Source organism: Daejeonella sp. H1SJ63, from assembly GCF_029360775.1.
In the GTDB taxonomy this organism is placed as follows: Bacteria; Bacteroidota; Bacteroidia; order Sphingobacteriales; family Sphingobacteriaceae; genus Daejeonella.
Genome location: NZ_JARKMZ010000043.1, coordinates 33,306 through 59,698, shown reverse-complemented (window position 1 = coordinate 59,698; position 26,393 = coordinate 33,306). Strand labels below are relative to the sequence as shown.

The 26,393-nt window shown below is 41.9% G+C and carries 12 protein-coding genes; 10 read left to right on the top strand and 2 right to left on the bottom strand.

All coding sequences use genetic code 11. The features are described from left to right. Positions 1-41: 41 nt before the first annotated feature. On the top strand, positions 42-14,921 hold the full coding sequence (locus P2W72_RS15630; RefSeq protein ID WP_276364558.1) for a gliding motility-associated C-terminal domain-containing protein: 14,880 nt from the start codon (positions 42-44) through the stop codon (positions 14,919-14,921). Between the two features lie 99 nt (positions 14,922-15,020). Here P2W72_RS15630 and P2W72_RS15625 read toward each other — a convergent pair whose 3' ends face one another. Beyond that, the gene (locus tag P2W72_RS15625; protein WP_276364555.1) at positions 15,021-15,425 is read right to left on the bottom strand and encodes a hypothetical protein; all 405 of its coding nucleotides are present in this window, start codon (positions 15,423-15,425) and stop codon (positions 15,021-15,023) included. A gap of 110 nt (positions 15,426-15,535) precedes the next feature. Between P2W72_RS15625 and P2W72_RS15620 the strand changes: the two genes are divergently transcribed. The 8 genes from P2W72_RS15620 to P2W72_RS15585 all read left to right on the top strand — a co-directional run bounded on the left by P2W72_RS15620 (position 15,536) and on the right by P2W72_RS15585 (position 24,136). Beyond that, the gene (locus P2W72_RS15620) at positions 15,536-16,000 is read left to right on the top strand and encodes a MarR family transcriptional regulator (protein ID WP_276364552.1); all 465 of its coding nucleotides are present in this window, start codon (positions 15,536-15,538) and stop codon (positions 15,998-16,000) included. A 12-nt stretch (positions 16,001-16,012) separates the two neighbouring features. Then, positions 16,013-18,439, top strand: coding sequence for a 3-hydroxyacyl-CoA dehydrogenase/enoyl-CoA hydratase family protein (locus P2W72_RS15615; RefSeq protein WP_276364550.1), 2,427 nt, complete (start codon positions 16,013-16,015; stop codon positions 18,437-18,439). 41 nt (positions 18,440-18,480) lie between these two features. Further along, positions 18,481-18,846 (top strand): four helix bundle protein, encoded by a 366-nt coding sequence (locus P2W72_RS15610; RefSeq protein WP_276364548.1) that lies wholly within the window; start codon positions 18,481-18,483, stop codon positions 18,844-18,846. Between the two features lie 48 nt (positions 18,847-18,894). Next, positions 18,895-20,070, top strand: coding sequence for an acetyl-CoA C-acyltransferase (locus tag P2W72_RS15605; protein WP_276364561.1), 1,176 nt, complete (start codon positions 18,895-18,897; stop codon positions 20,068-20,070). 100 nt (positions 20,071-20,170) lie between these two features. Next, a complete protein-coding gene (locus tag P2W72_RS15600; RefSeq protein ID WP_276364545.1) occupies positions 20,171-21,961 on the top strand; it encodes an acyl-CoA dehydrogenase family protein in 1,791 nt (596 codons plus the stop codon). A 444-nt stretch (positions 21,962-22,405) separates the two neighbouring features. Beyond that, positions 22,406-22,879, top strand: a complete 474-nt coding sequence (locus P2W72_RS15595; protein WP_276364542.1) for an FKBP-type peptidyl-prolyl cis-trans isomerase — start codon at positions 22,406-22,408, stop codon at positions 22,877-22,879. Positions 22,880-22,891: 12 nt separating this feature from the next. After that, the gene (locus P2W72_RS15590) at positions 22,892-23,767 is read left to right on the top strand and encodes an FKBP-type peptidyl-prolyl cis-trans isomerase (protein WP_276364540.1); all 876 of its coding nucleotides are present in this window, start codon (positions 22,892-22,894) and stop codon (positions 23,765-23,767) included. 57 nt (positions 23,768-23,824) lie between these two features. Then, the gene (locus tag P2W72_RS15585; protein WP_276364537.1) at positions 23,825-24,136 is read left to right on the top strand and encodes a (2Fe-2S) ferredoxin domain-containing protein; all 312 of its coding nucleotides are present in this window, start codon (positions 23,825-23,827) and stop codon (positions 24,134-24,136) included. 30 nt (positions 24,137-24,166) lie between these two features. Here P2W72_RS15585 and P2W72_RS15580 read toward each other — a convergent pair whose 3' ends face one another. Further along, complete coding sequence (locus P2W72_RS15580; RefSeq protein WP_276364535.1) at positions 24,167-24,595, bottom strand: CBS domain-containing protein; 429 nt, start codon at positions 24,593-24,595, stop codon at positions 24,167-24,169. A gap of 240 nt (positions 24,596-24,835) precedes the next feature. Here P2W72_RS15580 and P2W72_RS15575 point away from each other — a divergent pair, with 240 nt between their 5' ends. Next, the gene (locus P2W72_RS15575) at positions 24,836-26,260 is read left to right on the top strand and encodes a DASH family cryptochrome (RefSeq protein ID WP_276364532.1); all 1,425 of its coding nucleotides are present in this window, start codon (positions 24,836-24,838) and stop codon (positions 26,258-26,260) included. Positions 26,261-26,393 lie beyond the last annotated feature (133 nt).

Sequence of the window (26,393 nt, the reverse complement as noted above, 5' to 3'; positions counted from 1 at the left end):
CTAATTATACGTTTGAGTTTACTTCTACCGGGCTTACACCGGTGACCAGTAATAATGTAGCGGTTAGTGCAGGGCCGGCGGCCAGACTTGTAATCACCGGCAGCGGTACCTTGACCGCAGGGGGCTCACAGAACATCACAATTACAGCACAGGATGCAGGAGGTAACACCTCAACAACATATACCGGAGATAAAAACCTGATCTTTAGTGGTGCAAACTTATCTTCAAGTCCTGCAACCAGTCCTACGGTTAGCAATAAAATTGGTACAGCCATAAATTTTGGTTCAGCTACAACCATTACATTTACAAACGGGGTTGCTACGGTATCGGGCAGCAATAACGGGGTAATGAAGCTTTATAAAGCCGAAACTGCTGCGGTGTCTGTGAGTGATGGCAGTATATCTTCTTCAGGTTCATACAATTTGAGTGTTACAGTAAGTGCTGCTGCCGCAAATAAACTGGAAATTAGTACCCAGCCTGCAGGCGGAGCCAGTGGCGGAGTTTTGAGTACCCAGCCGGTTGTTCAGGTAAAGGATGTTTATGGTAACCTTGTGGCAAGTACGGCAAGTGTTTCGGCGGCAATTAAAACCGGAGCAGGCGGTACATTAGGAGGAACAACGTCTGTAACAGCATCAGGAGGTACTGCAACTTTTACAAATCTTACCTTATCAGGTTTAGTAGGTACAAATTATACCCTGGAGTTTACATCTTCCGGATTGACATCGATTACATCTTCCAGTGTAAATGTAAGTGCGGGCCTTATCAGCAGACTGGTGATTACAGGAAATGGTACACAGATTGCAGGTGGCAGCCAAAACATTACAATCACAGCTAAGGATGCCAGTGGTAATACAGTTACAAGCTATGCAGGGGATAAGAACCTTACTTTTTCAGGTGCTAATGCCTCCCTTAATCCGCTTACTAATCCTACTGTAAGTGACAAGAGCGGAACTGCAATAAGTTTTGGCAGCCCCGGAACTTTCACTTTCGTTTCAGGTGTGGCAGCGGTATCGGGCAGCAATAATGGGGTGATGAAACTTTATAAAGCTGAAACTGCAATAGTCTCAGTTACAGATGGAAGTATTACCTCTGCAAATGATGACCGCCTGACAGTAACAGTTGGCTTCGGAGCTTTTAATAAACTGTCTGTTAGTTTAACATCTCCGCAAATTAATGCAGTTGATTTTACCGGAACGAATACTTTAACTGCTCTTGATTTCTACGGGAATACAGTAACAAACTTTTATGCTCCCGACAATAATATTGTTGTAACTACTTCTTTAACCGGATCAGTAATTAGTTTAAATGGAACAAATACTATAAAATCACCTGATTCTTTTGTTAATGGTGTATCTGACCGTACAGCCAGAGGAATGAAATATACCGGGCTTACTGGCACCGGTACATTCACATTTACACCACAGAATGGGGGTAATGCCGTTACGAGTGCTAATGTTACGATCAATCCGGGAACTGCCACCAAACTGATCATAACAGGAAGCAGCAGCCAGATTTCAGGTGCAAGTCAGAATATTACCATTACAGCTAAAGACATTAGCGGAAATACGGCTACTTCATACACTGGTGATAAAACCTTAATCTTCAGTGGGGCAAGTTCAATAGGAGATTATCAACCTGCAGTAAAAGATAAAAATGGCAACTGGGTGGCCTTTACTGCATCTACTACTCTTACTTTTAATAATGGAGTTGCATCTGTAGTATCCGGGAATAATGGGGTAATGAATCTTTACAAAGCAGAAACAGCAACTATTGCTGTAACTGACGGAACGATCAGTACTGAAGGTTCAGATCGCCTTACTGTGACAGTTAGCGCAGGAGCCGCTGCTAAGCTGGCGATAAATACACAGCCTGTTGGCGGTAGCAGTGGCAATGTTTTGAGTACGCAGCCGGTTATTGGTGTTCTGGATACTCAGGGTAATCCTGTTTCGAGTACTGCCAGTATCACTGTTGCAATAAAATCAGGCTTAGGTGGAACACTTGGAGGTACCAATACTGTTTCTGCATCTGCGGGTATAGCAACATTTACTGACCTCAGCCTTACTGGTCTGGTTGAAACCAATTATACCTTGGAATTTACTGCTACCGGACTTACTGCTGTTACCTCAGCAAATGTGTTAGTCACTGCAGGGGCTATTAGCAGGCTGGTGCTTACAGGCAGTAGCAGTCAGACAGCCGGTATTGGTCAAAGCCTGACCATCACTGCCAGAGATGCTGCAGGAAACAGGGTGAGCAGCTATACCGGCGATAAAAATTTAACTTTCAGCGGGGCGGGTACTTCTCCTGATCCGGTTACTACCGCTACTGTTACCGATAAATCAGGCACACCTGTAAATTTCGGTTCAGCGGCAGTAATTACCTTTACAAGCGGCGTTGCTACAGTAACAGCAGGAAATAATGGAGTGATGAAGCTTTACAAAGCAGAATCTGCCACTATATCTGTTTCTGATGGAACTTATAGTACCAGTGGCTCAGACAGATTAAGTGTAACAGTTAATGCTTCTTCAGTAACAAAACTTGGTATTGCTACTCAGCCAATAGGGGGAAGCAGCGGAGCATTATTAACTACCCAACCGGTAATTGAACTGCGAGATGCCTACGGAAATATTGTTTCGGGAACCAGTTCGGTTACAGTGGCTATTAAGACAGGAGCAGGAGGAACTTTGGGAGGAACAACAACTGTAGTTGCCGTGGCAGGAACTGCAACTTTTACAAACCTGACTCTTGCAGGAACCATTGCAACTAATTATACTCTCGAATTTACAAGTTCCGGATTAACTGCAGTGACTTCATCCAACCTTACGGTAACTCCGGGACTTGCTTCAAAACTGGTAATTACCGGAAATACTTCTCAAACTGCCGGATCAGGACTAAGTTTGACAATTACTGCAAAAGATGCTCAGGGGAATACCGCTACGGGGTATACCGGAGATAAAAGCATTACTTTCAGTGGAGCAAACTCATCTTCAAGTCCGGTTACTGCTCCAACAGTAAGCGACAAGAACGGCACTGCAGTTAACTTCGGAACGGCTACCACTATCACGTTCAGCAGCGGTGTTGCTTCGGTCTCAGGATCCAATAACGGAGTTATGAAACTCTATAAAGTGGAGTCGGCAACTATTGCGGCAACTGATGGCGGGATCAGCGCAGCAAATAGCGATCGACTGAGTGTAACGGTCAGTGTAGCTTCACCTGCCCAGTTAGCCATTAATACTCAGCCTGTGGGCGCCGCCAGCGGAACAGTATTGAGTACCCAGCCGGTAATAGCAATTCTGGACGCTTACGGCAATCAGACATCAGGAACGAATACTATTAATGCAGCAGTAAACTCAGATGCAACCGGAACACTGGGAGGAACAACAAGTATTGCAGCAGTTTCAGGAGTAGCTACTTATACAGATTTAACTCTTGCAGGTATAGTCGGGACAAACTATACCTTTATATTTACTTCAACAGGTTTAAGTTCCGTCATTTCATCCAATATAAATGTAAGCTCTGGTACAGCCACTAAATTAGTAATTACCGGAAGCGGAACCCAGACCGCCGGAAGTGTTCAGAACCTTACTGTCACTGCCAAAGACCCTAAAGGAAATACAGCAACAACGTATACAGGAGATAAGAATCTTGTGTTCAGCGGAGCAAACTCCTCAACTTTCCCGGTTGAAGCACCGTCAGTAACAAATAAGTCTGGTGCTGTTGTTAATTTCGGGAATAATACTGTAATCTCATTTACTAATGGTATTGCATCTGTTACTTCAGGAAACAACGGGGCATTGACCCTTTACAAAGCTGAAACAGCATCTGTTGCAGTAAGTGACGGTAATATTAGCTCCTCAGGAACAGATAATCTTTCTGTGATTGTCAGTGCCGGATCTGTTTCTAAGCTAAACTTTGGTCAGCAGCCAGCAAATACGGTTTCAGCAACTGTAATCAGTCCGGCCATAACCGTGCGAATTGAAGATGCCTATGGAAACCTGATCAGCGGAGATACCCGGAATGTAACTCTTGCCATTGGTACTAATCCTTCTTCGGGGGTATTAAGTGGTACAACAACAGTTGCAGCATCAGCAGGTATAGCAACTTTCAATAATCTTTCGATCAATAAATCAGGAATTGCCTATACCCTTACCGCAACAAGCAACCCCGTACTGGTAAGCGCAACTTCCTCTTCTTTCAATATTACTGCTGCTACCGCCACCTCATTGTCTATTGTCAGCCTCAGTCCTTCATATCCAACCAAGGGATTAAGTAATGCAATCCTTCAGGTTGGTATTGTTGATGCCAATGGCAATCTGGTTGCAGCAACCGCTGATACAGAGTTTAGTCTCAGCCTTACAATCAATTCTGTTGATGCAACTTCCTCGCTGATAAGAACCGACGAAACAGGTATTGATCTTGGTATTACACCGATCAGGGCAACGATCCCTGCCGGTCAGAGCTCTGTAGATGTTGATCACCTGAAATTTACTCAAAGCACCGGCACTGATGGCTTAGGGGCAGTTAACGTAAATGCAGTTATTACAGCAACCCGTACATCCGGAATGAATCTTACATCAGTAGCAGGTAGTGCATTCGGTATTGTTGAGGGTAATTTTTACAGACCCAAAGCAAGTGGAAACTGGACTGCTGTATCCTGGGAAAAATCAATTGATGGCGGAACAAGCTGGTCTGATGTTGCCACACCAACTGCCACATCTCTTACAGCTACTGACATTGTCTCGATCCCGGCTGCCATTACAACCAGTCTGAATACTGACATAACCCTGTATAATCTGCTTGTTCCCGGAGTGTTTGATATCGTTAGTAATACCCTGACTTTAGCACACAGTGTACAGGAACCGTCAAGTTATGAGATAACCGTACATGGTACTTTCAGAAATTCAGGAGGAACTTTTGTAAATAACGATGCTGCACAATCTCCTATCAAATTTACAGGGGGGATCTATGAACATACCCGTAACGGAGGGGAGATTCCAATTGCAAAATGGGAAGTTCATAATGGTACAAATTCAAAGGTTAAAATTACAGGAATAACCAGTACTGCATTAACCGCAGGACTGAATCAAATATTTAATGATCTTGAATGGAATAATGCAGCACAGGCAGTTGCTCAAACTTTGCATGGCAATACTACAATTACCGGAGTCCTTACACTCAGCAATGGTCAGTTATCCGTAGGTTCAAACACCCTGACGCTGAATGGCCAGACTATTGCAGGCACACCATCCAACCTTGTAACAACATCATCATCAAATCTTTATTTTGGAGGAAGCTCGGCCGGAATCAATCTCCCATCCAGTGTTACCCAGCTTAATAATCTGACAATCAATAATTCGAATGGCCTTAGCCTGAACAGTAATCCTCAGATCAATGGTGTACTGGCACTAACCTCAGGAATTATTACAACAGGTTCAAATAGTATTGCTATTGCTTCAGGGGCATCTGTAAGTCATACCAGCGGACATGTGTCGGGTAACCTGAAAATGTATTTAGGTACAGGTAATCTTGCGCCAGCTACTTTTCATATTGGTACTGCAACTGATTATACCCCGCTTTTATTGAATATTGACGGCGAGGGAGGAACCGGAGGATATCTGACTGCTTCTACTGCAGGTTCTGCACATTCTCAGATTACTTCAAGTGATATTTTAACTGATAAGGATATTAACCGTTACTGGACCCTGACACCTGATGGTACGATAGATTTGGGTACAAGAACATTTTCTGCAAAGATGACCTTCCTTAGCGGGGATGTTGGAGCTGCAAATACCAATAATTTTGTGATCAGACGTTATTCAGGTGGTACCTGGTCTGCACCGGTGGATGGAGAATATACCCGAAACCCAACAGATATTCAATACAGTCTGTTAACATTAACTTCAGCAACTGAATATGTTATCGGTGAAGCTAATTCTGCATCAAAACTTGTTATTACAGGCAGTGGCACCCAGGTTGCCGGTGCCGGTCAGGATTTGACAATTACAGCAAGAGATTCTAATGGAAATATTGCTTTAAGTTACTCAGGAGTTAAAAATATTACTTTTAGCGGGGCAAACTCTTCGGTCAATCCGGTAACGGCGCCCTCTGTAAAAGACAAGGACGGTAACGTTGTCAGTTTTGCGACTGCTACTCCTGTAAGGTTCACTAATGGTATTGCAACAGTTTCTTCAGGGAATAATGGAAGAATGTCTCTTTACAAAGCTGAACTGGCAACAATCTCTGCATCCGATGGCAGTATTACGGCCTCGGGATCAGATCGTTTAAGTGTTACGGTAAGTGCAGCAAGCTATAATAAACTGGCGGTAAGTTTAACCTCGCCTCAGTTGAATGATATTGCTTTCACAGGAACTAATACAGTAACGGCACAGGATGCATATGGCAATACAATTACAGGTTTTGATGCCTCTGCCAATAATGTGACAGTGACCTCGGGTCTGGGCGGCGCAATCACCGGATTGAGTGGAACAGATGTTTTGAATAATGCCTCAGATTTCAATAATGGAGTTGCCGATCTGACCAATACTCTAACCTATACCGGAACTACCGGAACAGGTACATTTACATTTACCCCTGCAAGTGGATCTGCGGTAACGAGTTCGGCTATCACTGTTAATCCGGGAGCTGCAACTAAGCTGGTTATTACAGGCAGCAGTACTCAAATAGCAGGAAATAGTCAGGTATTGACCCTAACGGCAAAAGATGTCAGCGGAAATACAGTAACATCATATACAGGTGATAAGAGTCTGATATTCAGTGGGTCATCTTCATCGACCAATCCTGTAACCCAGCCAACTGTAAGCGATAAAAATGGTAATGCTGTCAATTTTGGAACAGCAACTTTAATTACCTTTTCCAACGGGGTAGCCACAGTAAGCGGGAATAATAACGGCGTGATAAGGTTATACAAAAGCGGATCTGCAGTTATTTCAGCTACTGATGGATCTATTAGCGCTACCGGTACTGACCGTTTGAGTGTGAATGTAAGTACTGCTAACTTTAATAAATTTGTTGTCAGTCTTTCTTCACCGCAAGCCAGCGGTATTGTATTCACCGGAACCAATACATTAACTGCACAGGATATGTATGGGAATACGGTGACCAGTTATGATGCTTCGATGAATGTTGTATCTGTGAGTACTTCTCTCAGCGGGTCGATCAGTGGATTGAGCGGCACTAACGTCATGAACAGTTCCGGTGATTTTAGCAGTGGGGTAGCCAATCTGAACAGTAGGGGATTGATTTATAGCGGATCAGCAGGAACCGGTACTTTTACCTTTACTCCTGCAAGTGGTAATGCAGCTACGAGCTCTAATGTGACATTCAGTTCAGGGCTTGCAATCCGTCTGGCCATTACCGGAAGCGCTAATCAAAATGCAGGTACAGGCCAGAATCTGACAATTAAAGCATTAGATGAAGGCGGAAATACAGTACCAAGCTATACCGGAGATAAAACTTTAACATTTAGCGGAGCAAATTCTTCAGTCAGCCCTGTAACTGTGCCAACAGTTACAGATAAAACAGGCCTTGCAATTGATTTTGGAAATATAACAACAATAACATTCAATAGCGGAGTTGCTACTGTGTCTTCAGGCAATAATGGGCTGATGACTCTTTATAAAGCAGAGGAAATTAACATTAGTGTGAGTGATGGCAGTATCAGTTCAGAAGGGACAGATCGCCTCACTGTAATAGCTGCGGGAGGCACAGCTTCAAAAATGAGGTTTGCTGAACAACCATTAAATACTACTGCAGGAACAACGATCAGCCCTTCTCTGACTGTAAGAATCGAGGATAATTATGGAAACCTGGTAGCTGGAGATACCCGTAATGTGACCCTGGCAATTGGCAATAACCCTGCCGCCGGTACTTTAAGCGGAACGGTAACGCGAGCTGCCTCCGGAGGTATTGCAACATTCAATGACCTTTCAATCAATAAGGCAGGTACCGCTTATACACTTACGGCAAGCAGCAGTCCTGTATTGACAACTGCTACAACTAATAATTTTAATATATCTGCTTCTGTTGGTACAAGTCTGTCAATAATCAGCTTAAGCCCTCAGTCACCTATTTCCGGATTAAACAGCACAGTGCTGAGAGTTGGAATTGTAGATGCCTATGGAAATACAGTCACTGCAAGCTCAGATACCGAATTCAGGCTAAGCCTTAGCATTGGAGGGCTTGATAAAACTTCAACCCTTAAAAGAACAGATGCCGGAGGTGTCGATTTGGGTATAAGTCCGATTAAGGGGACAATAAGTTCCGGACAGACTTATGTTGAGCTTAATTATCTGAAATTTCTTGAATATTCAGCAAAAGCTACAGATACAGAAATAACTAATACCGCTGTAATGACAGTAACCCGTACAAATGGAATGGTGCTGTCTGCAGCGGCAAGCAGTGCCTTTGCGATCATTGAGGGGCATCTTTACAGGCCGAAGACCAGTGGTAACTGGACAGATGTAGCATGGGAGCAATCAATTGATAATGGGCTTACCTGGTCAAATGTTGCTACACCTGCAACCACTTCACTGAGTGAGGCCGATATTGTTCAAATACCCGCAGCAATAACTACTTCGCTGAATACTGCCATTACCCTATACAATATGATTATTGATGGAGTGTTTGACATTTCTTCAGGTACATTAACCCTGAATCATACTGCAGATGACCATTCTGATTATAATATTCACGTACATGGAACATTGAAGAATTCTGGTGGAACCTTTGTAAATTCAAATGCATTGTATACACCGGGGGTATTTCATGGCGGTACATATGAACATGCCAGGAACGGAGGTGAACTGATACAGGGAGCATGGCAGAGCCGGACCGTAAGTTCAATTACATCATATGCGAAAGCAAAAGTTACAGGAATCACAAGTACTGCGTTAAGTTCCGGACTGAATCAGACATTCATGGATTTTGAATGGAGTAATGCCTCGCAGACCGTTTCACAGACATTGCACGGCAATACTACAATATCCCGTGATCTGACTCTGAATGGAGGACAAATAGCAATCGGCTCAAATACGCTAACTTTGAATGGCTCGGCAATCGCGGGAACATCCTCAAACCTTATAGCAACATCTGCTTCAAGTATTTCATTTGGAGGGAGCTCTTCCGGTCTTTTCATTCCATCAGGTATTAGTGCACTTAATAATCTGCAGCTTAATAATTCCAATGGACTCAGTATAAATTCTGCTCTTACGGTAAACGGAGTTCTGACACTAAACTCAGGAAATATCAACAATGGACTGAATACACTGACAATTGCAAGTGCAGGGAGCGTATCCCGCAACAGCGGACATATTGTTGGAAAATTAAGTAAGAATCTTGGAACTGGTAACCTGGCTGCTGCAACTTATGAGATTGGTACTGCAACTGATTACACCCCATTGATTATAGATATTGACGGAATAGGAGGTACTGCCGGAAATCTTATCCTGTCAACCACCGGGTCGGCCCATCCTCAGATTTTATCCGGTGATTTGATTAGTGATAAAGATATTAATCGCTACTGGACTTTAACAAGTGATGGTACCTTTGCTCTGGGATCCCGTTCGTATAAGTTGAGACTGAATTATGTAAGCGGGGATGTGGGAAGCGCAAATACAGCCAATTTTGTAATCAGGACATATAACAATGGCTGGAGTGCTCCAGACGGTGGCGTTTACACCAGAACCGGTACCTATACTGAGTATTCCCGTTTTACCACTTTGAGTGATTTTGCTACCGGGGAAGCAAGTGCTGCAACCAGATTAGTTATTTCAGGTACAGCAAGTCAGACTGCAGGCACAAGCCAGAACCTTACAATCACTGCAAAAGATTCAAATGGAAATACAGCGTATAGCTATACCGGAAATAAGAGCCTGACTTTTAGCGGTGCAGGTTCAACTACTAATCCGGTCTTTGTGCCTAAACTGATAGATAAAAATGGTGCCGCAGTCAATTTCGGTACTTCAACCACCATTTTATTTACAAACGGGCTTGCTGCCGTTTCCGGCGGACAAAATGGAGTGGCGACCTTGTACAAAGCAGAAACAGCTTCAATAACCGCAAGTGATGGAACGATCACTTCAAGTGATGCTGATCGTCATAATGTTACTGTTAGTACAGGCAGCTTTAGTAAATTGGATGTGAGTCTTGCATCTCCGCAACCATCAGGAGCAGGCTTTATTGGCACAAACACTCTTACTGCTCAGGACGCATATGGTAATACAGTAACAAATTTTGATGCATCAGCAAACAATATCACAGTCAGCACGAATTTAACAGGCGCCATCAGTGGCCTTAGTGGAGTAACAAAGCTGAATAATGCAGCAGATTTTAGTAATGGTATTGCAAATCTGACCAATACATTGATATTTACCGGAACGCCCGGTATTGGAACTTTCACATTTACCCCGGCAAGCGGGGTAGCTATCACCAGTGGAAATGTTGAAATAAGTAATTCTATTCCGCAAACTACACCAACATTCAGTCCGGCTGCAGGAGCTGTTGCATTTGGCACCGAGCTGACCATTATATCTGATGGAGCCTCTGCAATTTATTATACAATTGATGGCTCAAATCCGGCAACATCTGCAGGAGGTTCAACTTTCTTATATAATCCTGCATCAAAACCATTAATTAATTCTGCACAAACGATTAAAGCAATTGCAGTTAGAACAGGATTTAGCAATAGCGCAACGGGAAGTGCCAGTTATTCGCAGGCTGCGAGTGCTGACCTGAATTCAATTGTTTTGAGTGGTAGTCCGTCAGGTTTTACATTTGCATCAGGTACATATAGCTATACAGGAGTGAGCGTAGGTAATAGTGTAAATAGTATTACAATTACACCAACAGGTATTGGAACAATTACTGTAGATGGGAGCGCGGTTAGCAGTGGTACAGCTTCGGCTGCGATCAGCCTCAATGCAGACGTTGCTAAATCAATTTCAGTGGTGCTTACCGAGACCGGAAAAAGCAGTAAAGTTTATACAATAACTGTTACAAGAATGAGTATTCCGGTGATGAGCGGCTCAGTTTCTATCTCAGGTACTCCAAGATACGGGGAAACATTGAGTGCTGCACCATCCCTTACGAATTCCGGAACTCCTGTTTATCAATGGTACAGGGGAGCTAATCCTATCAGTGGTGCAGTTTCCTCAAACTATACCCTGGTTGAGGCTGATATTGCTTTTGTGATTACCGTAACTGCAACTGCTGATGGTGTTTCAGGTACAGGATCAGTTACAAGTTCGGGAACTACAGCTGTGCAGAAAGCGACAGCCCCCGCGGCTCCTGCTGCCCCCGTATTGCTTTCAAAAACAACTAATAGTATTGCTTTGGTTGCCAATGCCTTACATGAATTCAGCAAGAATGGAACTACATGGCAGAGCAGTAATGTCTTCAGCGGCTTAAGTGTTTCAACGCAATATACTTTTTATGCCCGTGTTATGGAGACCGGCACAACGAATGCTTCAGCTGCAAGTGCCGGTGTGAATATTAATACTTCAGCTGGAAGTAAATACATTGTAACGTCAGGCAATTCTTCCCCTATTGCAGGCTCCGCCGTGACAGTCAGCGCCCAGTTGGCTGACGCTGATAATAGTCCGGTTGGTACCGCAGGACTAACCGTAATCTGGACAAAGAGCGATGCCAATGGAAGTTTTGCATCAGCTACAAGTCAGACCAATGCAAGCGGTATTGCTACTGTTGTTTTTACAACACATACTGCCGCACAAACATCTGCAACAGTTACAGCTACCGACAATAATTCATTAAGTGGTACAAGCGCTTCAATTACTACAGTTGCAGGTCCGGTACTTGCCCGTAATTCCATTTTATCGCCACTTACTGCCTCAATTTCTGCAAATGGTACCAGTACACAGATATTAACTGTTAGGGCAAAAGACCTGAATAGCAATGATCTTAATGTTGGAGGACAAAGTGTTGCAATTACTAAATTAAGCGGTACCGGAACAATTAGTGGTACTACTGATAAGGGAGATGGTACCTATTTTGCAACTGTCACCGCTCCTGCAGGCGAAGGTGAAGGCATATTTGTTGCTGCTATCAATGGGCAGGCAGTAGAAAATAATACCGGCAGTCAGGCGCAGGCAAGAATTACCTACTTATCCGGTATTTCTTCTGACCTGAGTAATATTGTTATTAGCGGATCACCTTCTGGGTTTACTTTCAACCCTGCGATTTATACTTATAATAATGTATCTGTTGCAAATTCTGTAGCAAGTATAACAGTGAGCCCTTCAGGTTCCGGGGTGATTACAGTCAATGGATTTACCCTTGCAAGCGGTACTGCATCTGCTCCAATCAGTATTGCAGCGGGTACAGAAACAACAATAACTGTTGGTACAACCGAGAGCGGAAAGTTTAGTAAAACATATACGATAAAGCTGAGCAGAATTGCAGATACCCAGGTAAGCCCCGTTTTTAGTCCCGCCGCAGGTGCTGTAGTATTCGGAACGGAGCTAACAATTACTTCAGCGGGTGCAGATGCTATATATTATACTATTGATGGTACTAATCCTAATACTTCAGCTGGAGGTTCAACTTTCCTGTATTCTGCTGCGGCTAAGCCTAAGATCAATGCTGCCGGACAGATCAAAGCAATTGCTGTTAAGGCAGGTCTGCTCAATAGTGCAATTGCAAGTGTAAATTATACTCAGGAGCCTGCAGCCGATCTTAGCAATATAATTCTTAGCAATACTCCTTATAACTATGTATTCAGCTCAGGTATTTATGCCTTCTGCGGGGTGGCTTATAATAATCAGATCAGTGGAATCAGAGTAAAACCGATTGGGACAGGAACAATCACCGTTGACGGAAAAGCAGTGACAAGCAATTCCGAATCGGATATCATTCCGCTGATAGCCGGTACAGAAAAAGAAATTCAGGTAATTACATCTTCACCCGGAAGAAGCGATAAGGTATACAAGATAAATGTGATCAGAGCCATGCCTGATCAGGTGATACCGGATGTAATTACCGGAATTACAACTGTTACGGGTGCTCAGCCAAAGATTCTTGCAACTTCACCTACAGATGATATCATTATGTCTGTATCTGAAGGTACAGGAAGTCCTACTATTGATTTCAATTCATTAATTACCGGAGGATTGGGAATTCTGCCTAAAACAACGATTTATTCATCATCTTCAGACATATATATTCCGGAGTTTGTAAATGTTAAAGCCGCTGATACTTCCTGGAACGGAGTACTCATTGCTCCTACCATCAAAACCCTGGCACTTGACCCGGTAAATTCTGAAATTGGCAGACAGCCGGTAGTAGCAATTGAGTTGGGATCATCTGGAGTAGAACTTTCATTTGATCAGGCGGTAAGAATTGTGATGAAAGGGCAAACCGGTAAGAAGGTAGGCTTTATTGTTCCGGGAGGGCAGTTTACAGAGATATCCGTAACGGGTACAGATTCTCAGGCAGCTGCCAATGCCATGCCTGAGAAGGGTGCTTATAAAGTTGATAATGGTACGGATATTATCATTTGGACCAAACATTTTACAACTTTTATATCCTATGTAGAGGTTAGCAGAAACACTGCGATAAGGTCAGCGGTATATAATGTTTCAGGAACCCTCATCAGTAATATTCCATACGGAACATCAAAATCAGATTTGCTTGCCAATTTAACTAAAGCTGAATCAAACCAGACCTGGAATACCGACAATATCAGTGCAAGCCCTGAAACAGGAAACTATTTGACAGTTACTGCACAGGATGGTATTACTAAAACCGTGTACTCCATCACTGTTAATGAAAGGAACGATGCTCCTGCAGATATTAGTTTAACAGGTGTAAACCTCTTTGAAAATCAGTCTGCCGGGACAATTGCCGGTACTTTAACATCTACTCCCAAATATTCTACCTCAAATAGCTTCACTTACAGTCTTGTTGAAGGAAAAGGAGGTACTGATAACAATTTGTTCACTATTGCCGGCAATAAGCTTGTAACGGCTGCAATTCTGAATTATGAGGGAAAAACAAGTTATAGTGTTTTGGTGCGCTCAACATCAGTTAATGGATTTTCTTATGAAAAGATCTTTACAATCAATTTAGCTGATGTAAATGAGGCTCCAACCCTTAATGCTCTTGCCAATCGTTCAGTATGCTTTAGTACAGAAATTCAGAAAATTGCATTGAGTGGAATTTCTGCAGGACCTGAATCTGCTCAGAATTTAAGTTTGGCAGTCGGGGCTGATAATTCTTCGTTTTTTGAAGAGCTTACGGTAAACGATAATACTATTAACTATAAAACCCGGTTGGGAATGATCGGTATAGTAAAAATCACTGTTACCGTAAGTGATGATGGAGGCACTGAGCATGGAGGAGTCAATACAATCAGCAGAACATTTGAGCTCACAATTAATCCATCTCCTGTGGTTGATATCATCAGTGATAAAGGTTTGGTAATCAGTAAAGGAGAGAAGGTTCAGTTGAATGCTGCCGGAGGAATTACCTACAAATGGCAGGATGCCCATGGTATTGTTAGCGGACAGAATAGTGGTATTTTAACAGTTCGTCCGGCAGTAACTACCACATATACAGTTAATGCAGGCAATGCTTCAGGGTGTATAACGAGTGCCGGTATTACTATTACTGTGCTTAATGACTATAAAGCAATTAAGCCGACTAATATTATTACGCCAAATAATGATGGAAAAAATGATAAATGGATTATTGAAAATATTGATATGTATCCAAATCATACTGTCAAAATATTTGATAAGGCCGGCAGAGTGTTTTATACCAGCAGAAATTATCAGAATGATTGGGATGGAACATATCAGGGTTCACCTCTGATAGAGGATACCTATTATTACATTATAGATTTTGGCGCTGATGCCCGTCCGATAAAAGGTTTCATAACCATTATTTACTAAGTCTGTTCCTTTTAGTTTAAGCTCGCCGGCAAAATAATTTGATTGAAGTGGTATTCACCGAATATTTTAAAATGCAGAGGGTAAGCAGGTAATTTTATTTTATTCATTTCTGAATGGATACCACCTGATGGAGCTTTGACTCATTCCGTTTTTTTCATAGAGTGCAATGCAGTTTTCCTTAAACTCATCCTGTATATTGATATCTCCTGATTTTAGAGATTCAGGGAAAGGTTTACTGTTTAAAAAGAAATAAACCCTGGTTGTTCCATATTTATTATGAGGCATGTAGTTACCGTATAGCTCAATTTCGTTTCTGTTTTCGTTGTCCATACTTACTGAATAGATGCGGATCACAGGTCCGGTATTCTGCTCATTACGGATAAATGCTTCTTCCTTAAAATTGCTTTTCAGTTCCTTTATACCCGGTTCGCTCAGTGTATTCCATATCATTCCGGCAATAGCTGCCAGCGATAGGATCAGAATGTATAGTTTATTTTTCTTCATCTGTGATCAAAACTAAGATTTATCAGCTAAATGCTTTTGTAGAAAAAATGAAAAGCCTTGTTTTATTGATTTCTAATATATAGATTTGCTATGCTTGCATAGTAAGTTAAATGAGACCGGAAGAAACTGTAGATTATTTTTTGAAAATAGCATGGCAGACCGCTGCTAATAAATATAATCAGATTGCTTCTGATTATGGGATAACCCAGGCGCTGGGTTACATGCTGATTAATATTCATGAAGAAGGTACAGCAGTGTCGCAGATTGCTGCTTTGTCAGGTGTCAAATCAACCAGTCTGTCCAGAATACTTAAAAGTATGGAAGAACTGGATCTCATATACAGGAAACCTGATCCTGAGGATAAACGATCGGTCAGGATATTTCTGACACCTTTCGGTAAAGAGAAGCGCCAGATTGCCAAGTTTGTGGTACGTTCATTTAATGAATACCTGAATGAACATGTTTCCAGTAAGGAAAGACTGCAATTGATAAAAACCCTAAATAAGATAATCCAACTAACCATTGATTATAAACCTCAATTTCGCTACCCGGAAATTCCGGGTAGTGAAATTTGAAATTTCTTAAAAATGAAACGAGTGATCAGAAAAGTTGCTGTTCTGGGTTCCGGTATTATGGGGTCAAGGATAGCCTGCCATTTTGCCAATATTGGTGTTGAAGTATTACTTCTGGATATGGTGCCTAAAGAGCTTAGTGCAGAGGAACAGGCTAAAGGACTTGATCTGACCAATAAAAATGTTCGCAATCGTATTGTTAATTCCGCATTGGAAAGCACTCTCAAAGCTAATCCGTCAGCAGTTTTTACAAAAAAATCAGCAAACAAAATAAATACCGGAAACTTTGAAGATAACATGAAGGATATTGCCTCATGCGACTGGGTAATTGAGGTAGTTGTTGAGCGTCTTGATATTAAGAAACTGATTTATGATCAGGTAGAAAAATTCAGAACTCCCGGTACCCTGATCAGTTCAAATACATCAGGTATTCCGATTCATCTGATGGCTGAGGGCCGTTCAGATGATTTTCGTGATCATTTCTGCGGAACACACTTCTTCAATCCGCCACGTTATCTCAGATTGCTCGAAATTATTCCTGGTAAAGAAACCAGATCCGATGTGATCGACTTTCTGATGCACTACGGGGATAAATTTCTGGGTAAGACAACTGTGCTCTGTAAAGATACCCCGGCATTTATCGCTAACCGCGTAGGTGTTTATTCAATCATGGCTTTATTGCACCTGGTCGACAAAATGGATCTTACTGTAGAGGAAGTTGATAAATATACCGGCCCTGCATTAGGAAGGCCTAAATCTGCCACCTTTCGTACCACTGATGTGGTAGGTCTGGATACCATGATTAATGTAGCTTCAGGCTTGTACAACAATCTTCCGGATGATAAAGCACATGATCTTTTTGGCTTGCCGGATTATGTGAAGAAAATGCAGGAGAATAAATGGCTGGGCGATAAAACCAAACAGGGATTTTATAAGAAAGTTAAAGGAGCCGATGGAAAATCTGAAATCCTTGCCCTTGATCTTAAAACATTAGAATATAAACCTCAGCAAAAAATAAAATCGTCAACTCTCGAAGCAACTAAATTGGTTGAAAACCTTCGGGAGAGGATGAAAGTATTTGCAAATGGTACAGATAAGGCAGGAGAGTTTTTCCGCACCTCATTCTTTGGGCTTTTCGAGTATGTTTCGGATCGTATTCCTGAAATATCGGATGAGTTGTACCGTATTGATGATGCGATGCGTGCCGGATTTGGCTGGGAACTCGGACCTTTCGAGGTATGGGATGCTTTGGGGGTTAAAACCACCCTCGATGGCATGAAAAAGTATAGCAACCCGGCTATCGGACAGACCGGCGAAGCTGCATCATGGGTACATGAAATGCTTGCTGCTGGAAATGAATCATTTTACAAAATAGAGAATGGGATTAAAAAATATTACGATATCCCTTCCAAAACCTATAAAACTGTTCCGGGATCTGAATCTTTCATCATTCTGGATAATATTCGTTCAACTTCAACGGTCTGGAAGAATTCAGGTACAACCATTACCGATCTGGGCGATGGAATTCTGAATGTTGAGTTTCACACCAAGATGAATACGATTGGAGGGGAAGTCCTGCAGGGATTGAATAAAGCCATTGATCTTGCAGAAAAGGATTTCAGAGGCCTGGTTGTTGGAAATGATGGAGCCAATTTCTCAGCCGGTGCTAATATCGGAATGATATTTATGGCGGCAGTAGAGCAGGATTGGGATGAGATTAATATTGCCATCAGGATGTTTCAGAATACCATGATGCGGATGCGTTATTCCAATATTCCGGTGGTTGCGGCACCTCATAACCTTACCCTTGGTGGTGGCTGCGAATTATGTCTGCATGCAGATCATGTTCAGGCTAATGCTGAAACTTATATGGGATTGGTGGAATTTGGTGTCGGACTGATCCCCGGAGGAGGCGGTTCCAAAGAGTTTGCACTTCGCCTTTCTGATGACTTTAAAGAAGGTCAGATCGAGCAGGCTGCTCTCAGAGAAAGGTTCCTGACCATTGGTATGGCAAAAGTTTCTACCTCAGGTCATGAAGCTGCCGAGCTTGGTTATCTGCAAAAGGAAAAATACAGCATCAGTATGAACAGAAATCGGTTGATTATTGATGCAAAGAATAAAGCCATTGAAATGGCAGAGCTTGGATATACTCAGCCGGTCAGACGTAAGGATATTCGCGTTTTGGGTAAGCAGGGAATGGGAATAGTTTATGTGGGAGCAAACTCCATGTTCGCCGGAAACTTTATTTCTGAACACGATAAAAAGATCTCCGAAAAGCTGGGTTATGTGCTTTGTGGCGGGAATCTTTCACAGCCAGGTCTGGTTTCAGAACAATATTTGCTGGATCTTGAAAGGGAAGTCTTTTTGTCGCTTTGCGGTGAGAAAAAAACGTTAGAAAGAATTCAGAGCATTTTGACAAAAGGTAAGCCTTTGAGGAATTAGAATGTTGAGTATAGCGTACAGAGTATTGCGTATAGAGTATAATGATTATGCATAACATAAAGGATCTCAAGATTTGGAACAAGAGCATAGACCTTGCGATAAAGGTTTACGACATTACTGCAAAGTTCCCTGCGGATGAACGTTTTAGCTTAGTATCTCAAATTAGACGTTGTGCTGTCTCAATTCCATCTAATATTTCGGAAGGTGGCGGAAGAAATTCAAATAAGGAGTTTTTACACTTTCTGAGTGTTGCTAATGGATCTTCATATGAATTGCAGACTCAATTAGTAATTTCTGAACGGCTTGGATATTTAGATTCCAAACTTTGTAATGAAATTCTTGACAACATAGATGAGATTCAGAAAATGAACTTTAATCTTCAAAAATCTATAAATCAAAAATTGTGACGTGTGTGTAGCTCAATACGCAATACGCAGGACGCAATACAATAATAAATTATGGCATATATCATAGCTGCATACAGAACCGCCGTAGGAAAAGCTCCCCGTGGCGTATTTCGTTTCACCCGGGCTGATGATCTGGCGGCAGAGGTTGTCAGACATCTGGTGGCATCTGTTCCGGACCTTGATAAGGAGCAAATTGATGATGTGATTGTAGGAAATGCTACCCCTGAAGCGGAGCAGGGCCTGAATATTGCCCGTATGATTTCTTTGATGGGTCTGGATACCGATAAAGTTCCGGGTGTGACGGTGAATCGTTACTGTGCTTCCGGACTTGAAACAATTGCAATAGCATCAGCTAAAATTGATTCGGGAATGGCTGACTGTATTATTGCCGGCGGGGTAGAGGTCATGTCAGGTATGCCATTCGGTGGATGGAAGCTCGTGCCCAATCCTGAAGTAGCGAAGAACAATCCTGATTGGTACTGGGGGATGGGTTTAACCGCCGAGGCTGTTGCTAAAGAGTATCAGGTAAGTCGCGAGGATCAGGACGCATTTTCATTTAATTCACATCAGAAAGCAATTGAAGCCATCAGGAATGGTCATCTGAAGGATGGTGTCGTTTCGATTACTGTAAAAGAGACTTATCTGGATGAAAACTTAAAACAGAAGACTAAAGAATATATTGTTGATACTGATGAGGGTCCGCGTGCGGATACTGCTCTTGATAAGCTGGCAAAACTGAAACCTGTTTTTGCTGAAGGAGGTTCTGTCACTGCGGGAAATTCCTCTCAAACTTCAGACGGTGCAGCATTTGTACTCGTTGTTTCGGAAAGTATGCTTAAGAAGCTTAATGTTCAGCCGATTGCGCGTCTTGTAAGTTATGGAGTGGCGGGTGTACCTCCGAGAATTATGGGTATTGGTCCGGTTGAAGCCATTCCAATGGCTCTTAAAAAGGCAGGCATGAAGCAGAATGAACTTGATCTGATTGAACTGAATGAAGCATTTGCATCTCAATCGCTGGCAGTAATCAGAAAACTTGATTTGAACCCGGGAATTGTGAATGTTAACGGTGGGGCAATAGCTCTGGGGCATCCCTTAGGCTGTACGGGAGCTAAACTTTCTGTTCAGCTTTTTAACGAGCTGAAAAGACGCGAAAAAAAATACGGGATGGTGACTATGTGTGTTGGAACAGGGCAGGGAGCTGCAGGTATTTTTGAAATCATGTAGTAAAAACGAAATAAGAACAATGATTAAGTATAAATTGCATATAGAATGTCAGCGATTACATTCTTTGCTCTATATGCCTTAATCCATTAACAATAATACTATGGAACCGGTAAAAAGCAGATCAATCAAAGGCGGAGAATTCATCATCCGCGAAACCGCTTGTGAAGATGTATTTATCCCTGAGGAGTTTGATGAAGAACAGCTGATGATTAAGAAAACCTGTGAGGATTTTTTACAGGCAGAAGTTTTTCCTAATCTCGACAGGATTGATAATCAGGAAGAAGGCTTAATGGAAAGTCTGATGGATAAGGCAGGTGAGCTTGGTCTGCTCGCAGTATCCATTCCGGAAGAATACGGAGGTTTTGGAAAGAATTTTAACACATCTATGCTTGTTGCAGACTGTGTTGGTCCGGGTTGTTCTTTTGCCGTTGCACTTTCTGCTCATACTGGTATCGGAACCCTTCCTATACTTTATTATGGTACTAAGGAGCAAAAGGATAAGTATATTCCTAAGCTGGCAAGCGGTGAATGGAAAGCTTCCTATTGCTTGACTGAACCAAACTCAGGTTCTGATGCTAATTCAGGAAGGACAAAAGCTGTTTTGAATGCAGAAGGGACTCATTACCTGATTACAGGACAGAAAATGTGGATCACCAATGGAGGTTTTGCCGATATTTTCATCGTATTTGCCAAAATTGGAGAGGATAAGAACCTGACTGCCTTCATTGTAGAAAAGACTTTTGGTGGTATAACCATGAATCCTGAGGAGCATAAACTCGGTATCAAGGGCTCTTCAACCCGTCAGGTATTCTTTAATGATTGTCCGGTGCCTGTAGGGAACATGCTTTCAGAGCGTGAAAACGGATTTAAAATCGCAGTTAACATTTTGAATATCGGCCGGATTAAGCTGGGTGTTGCGGCGATCGGCTCATCCAGAAAAGTACTGGATCAGGCTATTAATTATTCAAATGAACGTGTTCAGTTCGGATTGCCGATCTCTAAATTCGGAGCTATTCGATATAAACTGGCCGAAATGGCAACCCGTAATTTTGCAATTGAAAGTGCGGCCTACCGGGCAGGTCAAAATATCGATGATGCATACGATGCTTTGGTAGCCGAAGGAATGGACCCTTCGCAGGCTAAACTGAAATCAACCGAACAGTTTGCAGTTGAGTGTGCAATATTAAAGGTATGGGGCTCCGAAATGCTTGATTATGTGGTTGATGAAGGTCTTCAGGTTTATGGAGGCATGGGCTATTCTGCCGAAGCTCCGATGGAACGCGCTTATCGCGACAGCCGTATCAACAGAATCTTTGAGGGTACCAATGAAATTAACCGTATGCTTATTCTGGATATGCTTTTGAAACGTGCCATGAAGGGAGAACTTGACCTGATGACACCGGCACAGGCAGTAGCAGGGGAATTGATGTCAATCCCTGATTTTGGAGAAGAGGATACCACTTTATTCGCCGCAGAGAAAAAAATTTTACAGAATCTGAAGAAGGCAGGTCTGATGATAGCAGGGGCTGCCGTGCAGAAACTGATGATGACCCTCTCGAAAGAACAGGAAATTCTGATGAATATTGCTGATATCATCGGTTATGTTTATGTAGCTGAGTCAACTATTCTTCGCGTTGAGAAGCTGGTTAAAATGAGAGGTGAGGAAGCTTGCTGCGGACAGCTGGATATGATGCGAATTTACCTCTATCAGTCGGTAGACAGAGTTGCGTCAGCAGGTAAGGAAGCATTATACTCTTTCGCTGAAGGGGATGAACTAAGAATGATGCTGGTGGGTTTGAGACGCTTCACCAAAACAGAACCGTTCAATATTAAAACCTGCAGACAGAATGTTGCCAAACAATTGATTGAAGCAAATAAATATTGTTATTGATTTTTGTTTTTGTTTTGTTGACCTCAGTGCAAGCCATAGCACTGGGGTTTTTATTTTTCGACTTTCAATTATCATGGCTTTGTCAAATGTCTGCTTCGCTAAAAAACAGGGTGTATGCATATTTCCTCTTAAGGGCAGGTTCAGGTAATGGTGTCATCTCTTAAACAATTTATCTCTGCAGGGGAGAGGGATAAAAGCGCAGAAGAGTTGCAGAGTGCCGGAGTTTAAACAAGCGGGGGGGTAAGCATCTTAATAGATGTGAACCGTGCAAATTTTGCTCTTTATAATATGCTGCTTGAACCCGGCGCAATCGTTAAAACAGATACCTGAAGACCATTTTTTGTCTGAAGGTTTTCAAAGCTGATTCCCATCAAATCAAAATATTATTGTTAAATAATGTTAATCCTTACTTTTTAACTTTTAAAAGGATAAATTTGCAGCAATATGAAAGCCAGATATTTACTAGTACTTTCCTTTATTGCCATGTTCAGCCTTGGCTCTTGTCTTAAAGGAGATAATTTTAATCCTGAAGTTCAGGCAAAGACTGATGATGCCCTGATTACAAAATTTCTTGCTGATAAGAATATTGCTGCAATAAAGCATTCCAGCGGATTATATTATCAGATTATTCAGCCGGGTTCCGGAAATATTACATATACTGCAAATACTCAGGTTACAGCTAATTATGTAGGAAGGCTGCTGAGTGGAAATGTTTTTGATCAGACTACTACTCAGCCTTTAACATTCAGACTTGGAAACGTTATCGTTGGATGGCAGATCGGTGTTCCTTTGATACAAAAAGGTGGAAAAATCAGAATGTTTATTCCTTCCGGCTATGCCTATGGTAATCAGGGAGCGGGTACAATTCCGGCCAATTCAGTTCTTGATTTTGAAGTGGAACTGGTTGATGTTCAATAATTTTTAGAGGAAATGAAGCAATTTTTAAAATATTCCCTTCCGGGGTTTCTGTTGTTAAGCATATTGGTAGCCTGTGAAAAGGAATATGAAAGTATTGAAGTGATTGACGACAGAACTGTACAGGAGTACATTAAACAGAACAATCTGAACGTTCAGGAATACCTGGATACTAAAGTTTTCTATCAGGTAGTGGTACCGGGTTCAGGTGCTGATTTGAAATATTCTGATCAGATTCCTGCAATTGTAACTATGCGTTCGCTGGACGGTAAATATGTTTCTCAGGATACTTTTAATATGGGTAACCGTTATTTTAATTATCTGGGGTATTATAATCCTGAACCTTTAAGGGTAGGTGTAAAGGAAGTGCTTAAAAAAGCAAATGGGACAATCAGAATGATCGTTCCTTCCCGTCTGGCTTTCGGACGTAATGGTGCAGGCAGTATTCCCGGCAATGCATCGCTGGATATTACTGTCAAAGTTCTTGAAACTTCTAAAATTCCGGAATATGATGATTTTGTTATTAAAGATTACTTGTCAAGAAACAGTTTGACCGGTTTCACAAAAACGGCTACTGGAATTTATTACAAAATTGCTGATCCTGGTACTGGGAGCCCGATTACAATAGACTCTACTGTATCAGTTGAGTATACAGGTAAATACCTTAACGGTAAGGTGTTTGATAAGACTACTGCAGGGAATCCCACTACTTTGAAACTTAGTGGGTTCATTGAGGGATGGAGGCAGATTATACCATTAATCAAGCAGGGAGGTAACCTTCAGATGATTGTACCTTCTCCATTAGCCTATGGTCTTTCTGGTGATCCGAATAGGGGAATGCCTCCATTTTCAACATTGGATTTTACAGTTAAAGTTACTGATGTTAAGTAGACTTTAGTTAAATCCTATCTTTTCAATTAATCATCTATAATCCTGTTTTAATATACAATGATCTATAAAAAGCACATTTTCGTTTGTACTAATCAGCGCCCTGAAGGTGCACGTGTTTGCTGTGGTGAAGCACATGGATCTGCACTAATTGCCGAATTCAAAAAGCTAACCAAGGCGAAAGGAATTGATGTAGAAATGAGAACCCAGAGAACAGGATGTTTTGATCTTTGCGAGCATGGCCCTACAGTAGCAATCTATCCTGATGGTGTTTTTTACGGTAAGGTTGAATTAAATGACGTGGAAGAGATTGTTAATGAGCATCTTGAAAACGACAGAATTGTAAACCGTCTGATTATCGATAAAAAATAATTCCGGACTTATACACCCGAATGCAGCAGTTTAACTGCTGATATAACTCTGCAATTGCTCTATTGTTTGCTTCTGATCTTCGATCACAAATTTTACCAGATCGCCGATTGAAATCATTCCGATTACCTGATTCCCCTCTTTTACAGGTAGATGCCTGATATGCTTTTCAGTCATGATCTGCATGCAAAGATCAATGGATGTTCCCGGGTTTACCGTCTTCAGATCTGAAGTCATAGCATCCTTTATTTTCGTTTCCTTCGATGACTTGCCTTTTAAAATAATTTTGCGGGCATAATCTCTCTCGGTAAAAATCCCCTTCAGGTCTATCCCTTCCATCACAAGCAGTGCACTGATGTTTTTATCCATCATAACCTGCAATGCGTCCAGAACTGAAGTGTCAGGGTTCACTGAATAAATTGAGGCAGATTTGTTTTGGAGGATATTTTTAACCGTTTTCATACCTGGATAGTTTAGCTTATTAAATATAATGAAAAAAATCTCAGTAATTCCTTATCTCAGAAGTTAAAAAGAGGGTCCGATTGTATCTCAGAAATACGAATTTGTTAATGAATATGCAGATATAATTAAAATCTTACATCAAAATGATCGAATTAATCAATTGGAACCACGTAATTTGGAAAAATTTTCAATTCAGAATAAAACAGGCTGCCGGCATTTTCAGGTGCAGTACTTATAAATATGAGTGGTAAAACCATACTGGTTTGGTTTAGAAAGGATTTAAGGATTCATGATAATGAAATACTGACCGAGGCTGCTCGTAAAGGTGATTTCATTATTCCGGTATATTGTTTTGATCCCCGGCAGTTTGAAATCACTTCATTTAATTCGCTCAAAACCGGATTTTTCAGAGCTGCATTTCTTCTGGAAAGTGTTGCAGATCTCAGGCAGTCTTTCCGTAATGCGGGAGGCGATCTGATTATCCGCCGGGGTAAACCTGAAGAAATACTTCCTGAACTTGTGAGCCGTTATAATGTACATGAAGTGTATCATCACAGGGAGGTTGCTTCTGAAGAAACAGGGGTTTCAAGTCTGGTAGAGGATGCCTTATGGAAGCAGAAAATAAATCTCCGGCACTTTATCGGACATACACTTTATCACAAAGAAGATCTTCCTTTTCCCATTAATTCTATTCCGGATGTCTTTACAACTTTCAGGAAAAAGGTAGAGCGCGATGGTACGGTCAGATCTTGTTTTGAAGATCCGGGCAAAATGCAGTTCCCTCCTGACATGGATTGTGGAAGCATGCCTTCGTTATCTGATCTTGGTTTTTCTGAGCCCGAGAGCATGGATGAACGGTCTGTGATGAAATTTAAAGGGGGTGAGACCGAAGCTTTAAAGCGTTTGAAAGAGTACTTCTGGGAAAGCCATGCAGTAAAAAAATATAAACAAACCAGAAACGGACTCATTGGCGCTGATTATTCTTCAAAATTCTCCGCCTGGATAGCAATGGGATGCCTGTCGCCACGTGAAGTATATTGGGAAATTAAGAAATATGAAAAGGCAAACGGAGCGAATGATTCTACATACAGTTTGTATCTGGAGCTGCTCTGGAGGGATTACTTCCGGTTTATGTTTAAAAAATATGGGAATAAATTTTTCCATAAAGGCGGATTGAACGGAAATGTACCCGAAGAGTCTGAAAATCAAAAAGAGCTTTTTGAACTCTGGAAAAGAGGAGAAACCGGAATTCCTTTTATTGATGCCAACATGAGAGAGTTGAATGCAACAGGTTTCATGAGTAACCGAGGACGGCAGAACGTGGCAAGTTTTCTGGTTAAGGATCTTAAGGTCAACTGGAAGTGGGGGGCGGCTTATTTTGAGGAAAAGCTTATCGATTATTGTCCTGCAAATAACTGGGGTAACTGGGCTTATATAGCAGGAGTTGGGAATGATCCGCGGGTGTACAGGCATTTTAATGTGCTCAAACAAGCATTTGATTATGATCCGCATGGTGATTATGTCCGCTTATGGATTCCTGAACTTAGCTCAGTTAATGATCTGAATATTCATCAGCCATGGAACTTATCCGAGGCCGAACGTCTTGAATATCAGTTGAAAAACTATGCTGATGCTACATGTTGTTTGCCTCTGGCAAAAGCCTGAAAAAGCAGAAGTTGATTTTTTTCAGATCGCAGAGGGGCTTTTGAGTATTTTACGGTCTTAATTCCTGAACAATTTTTCTTAATTTTCCGCCGTAGATTCCGTGTGTATCAATGCTGTTTCTTAAATCGAAAAT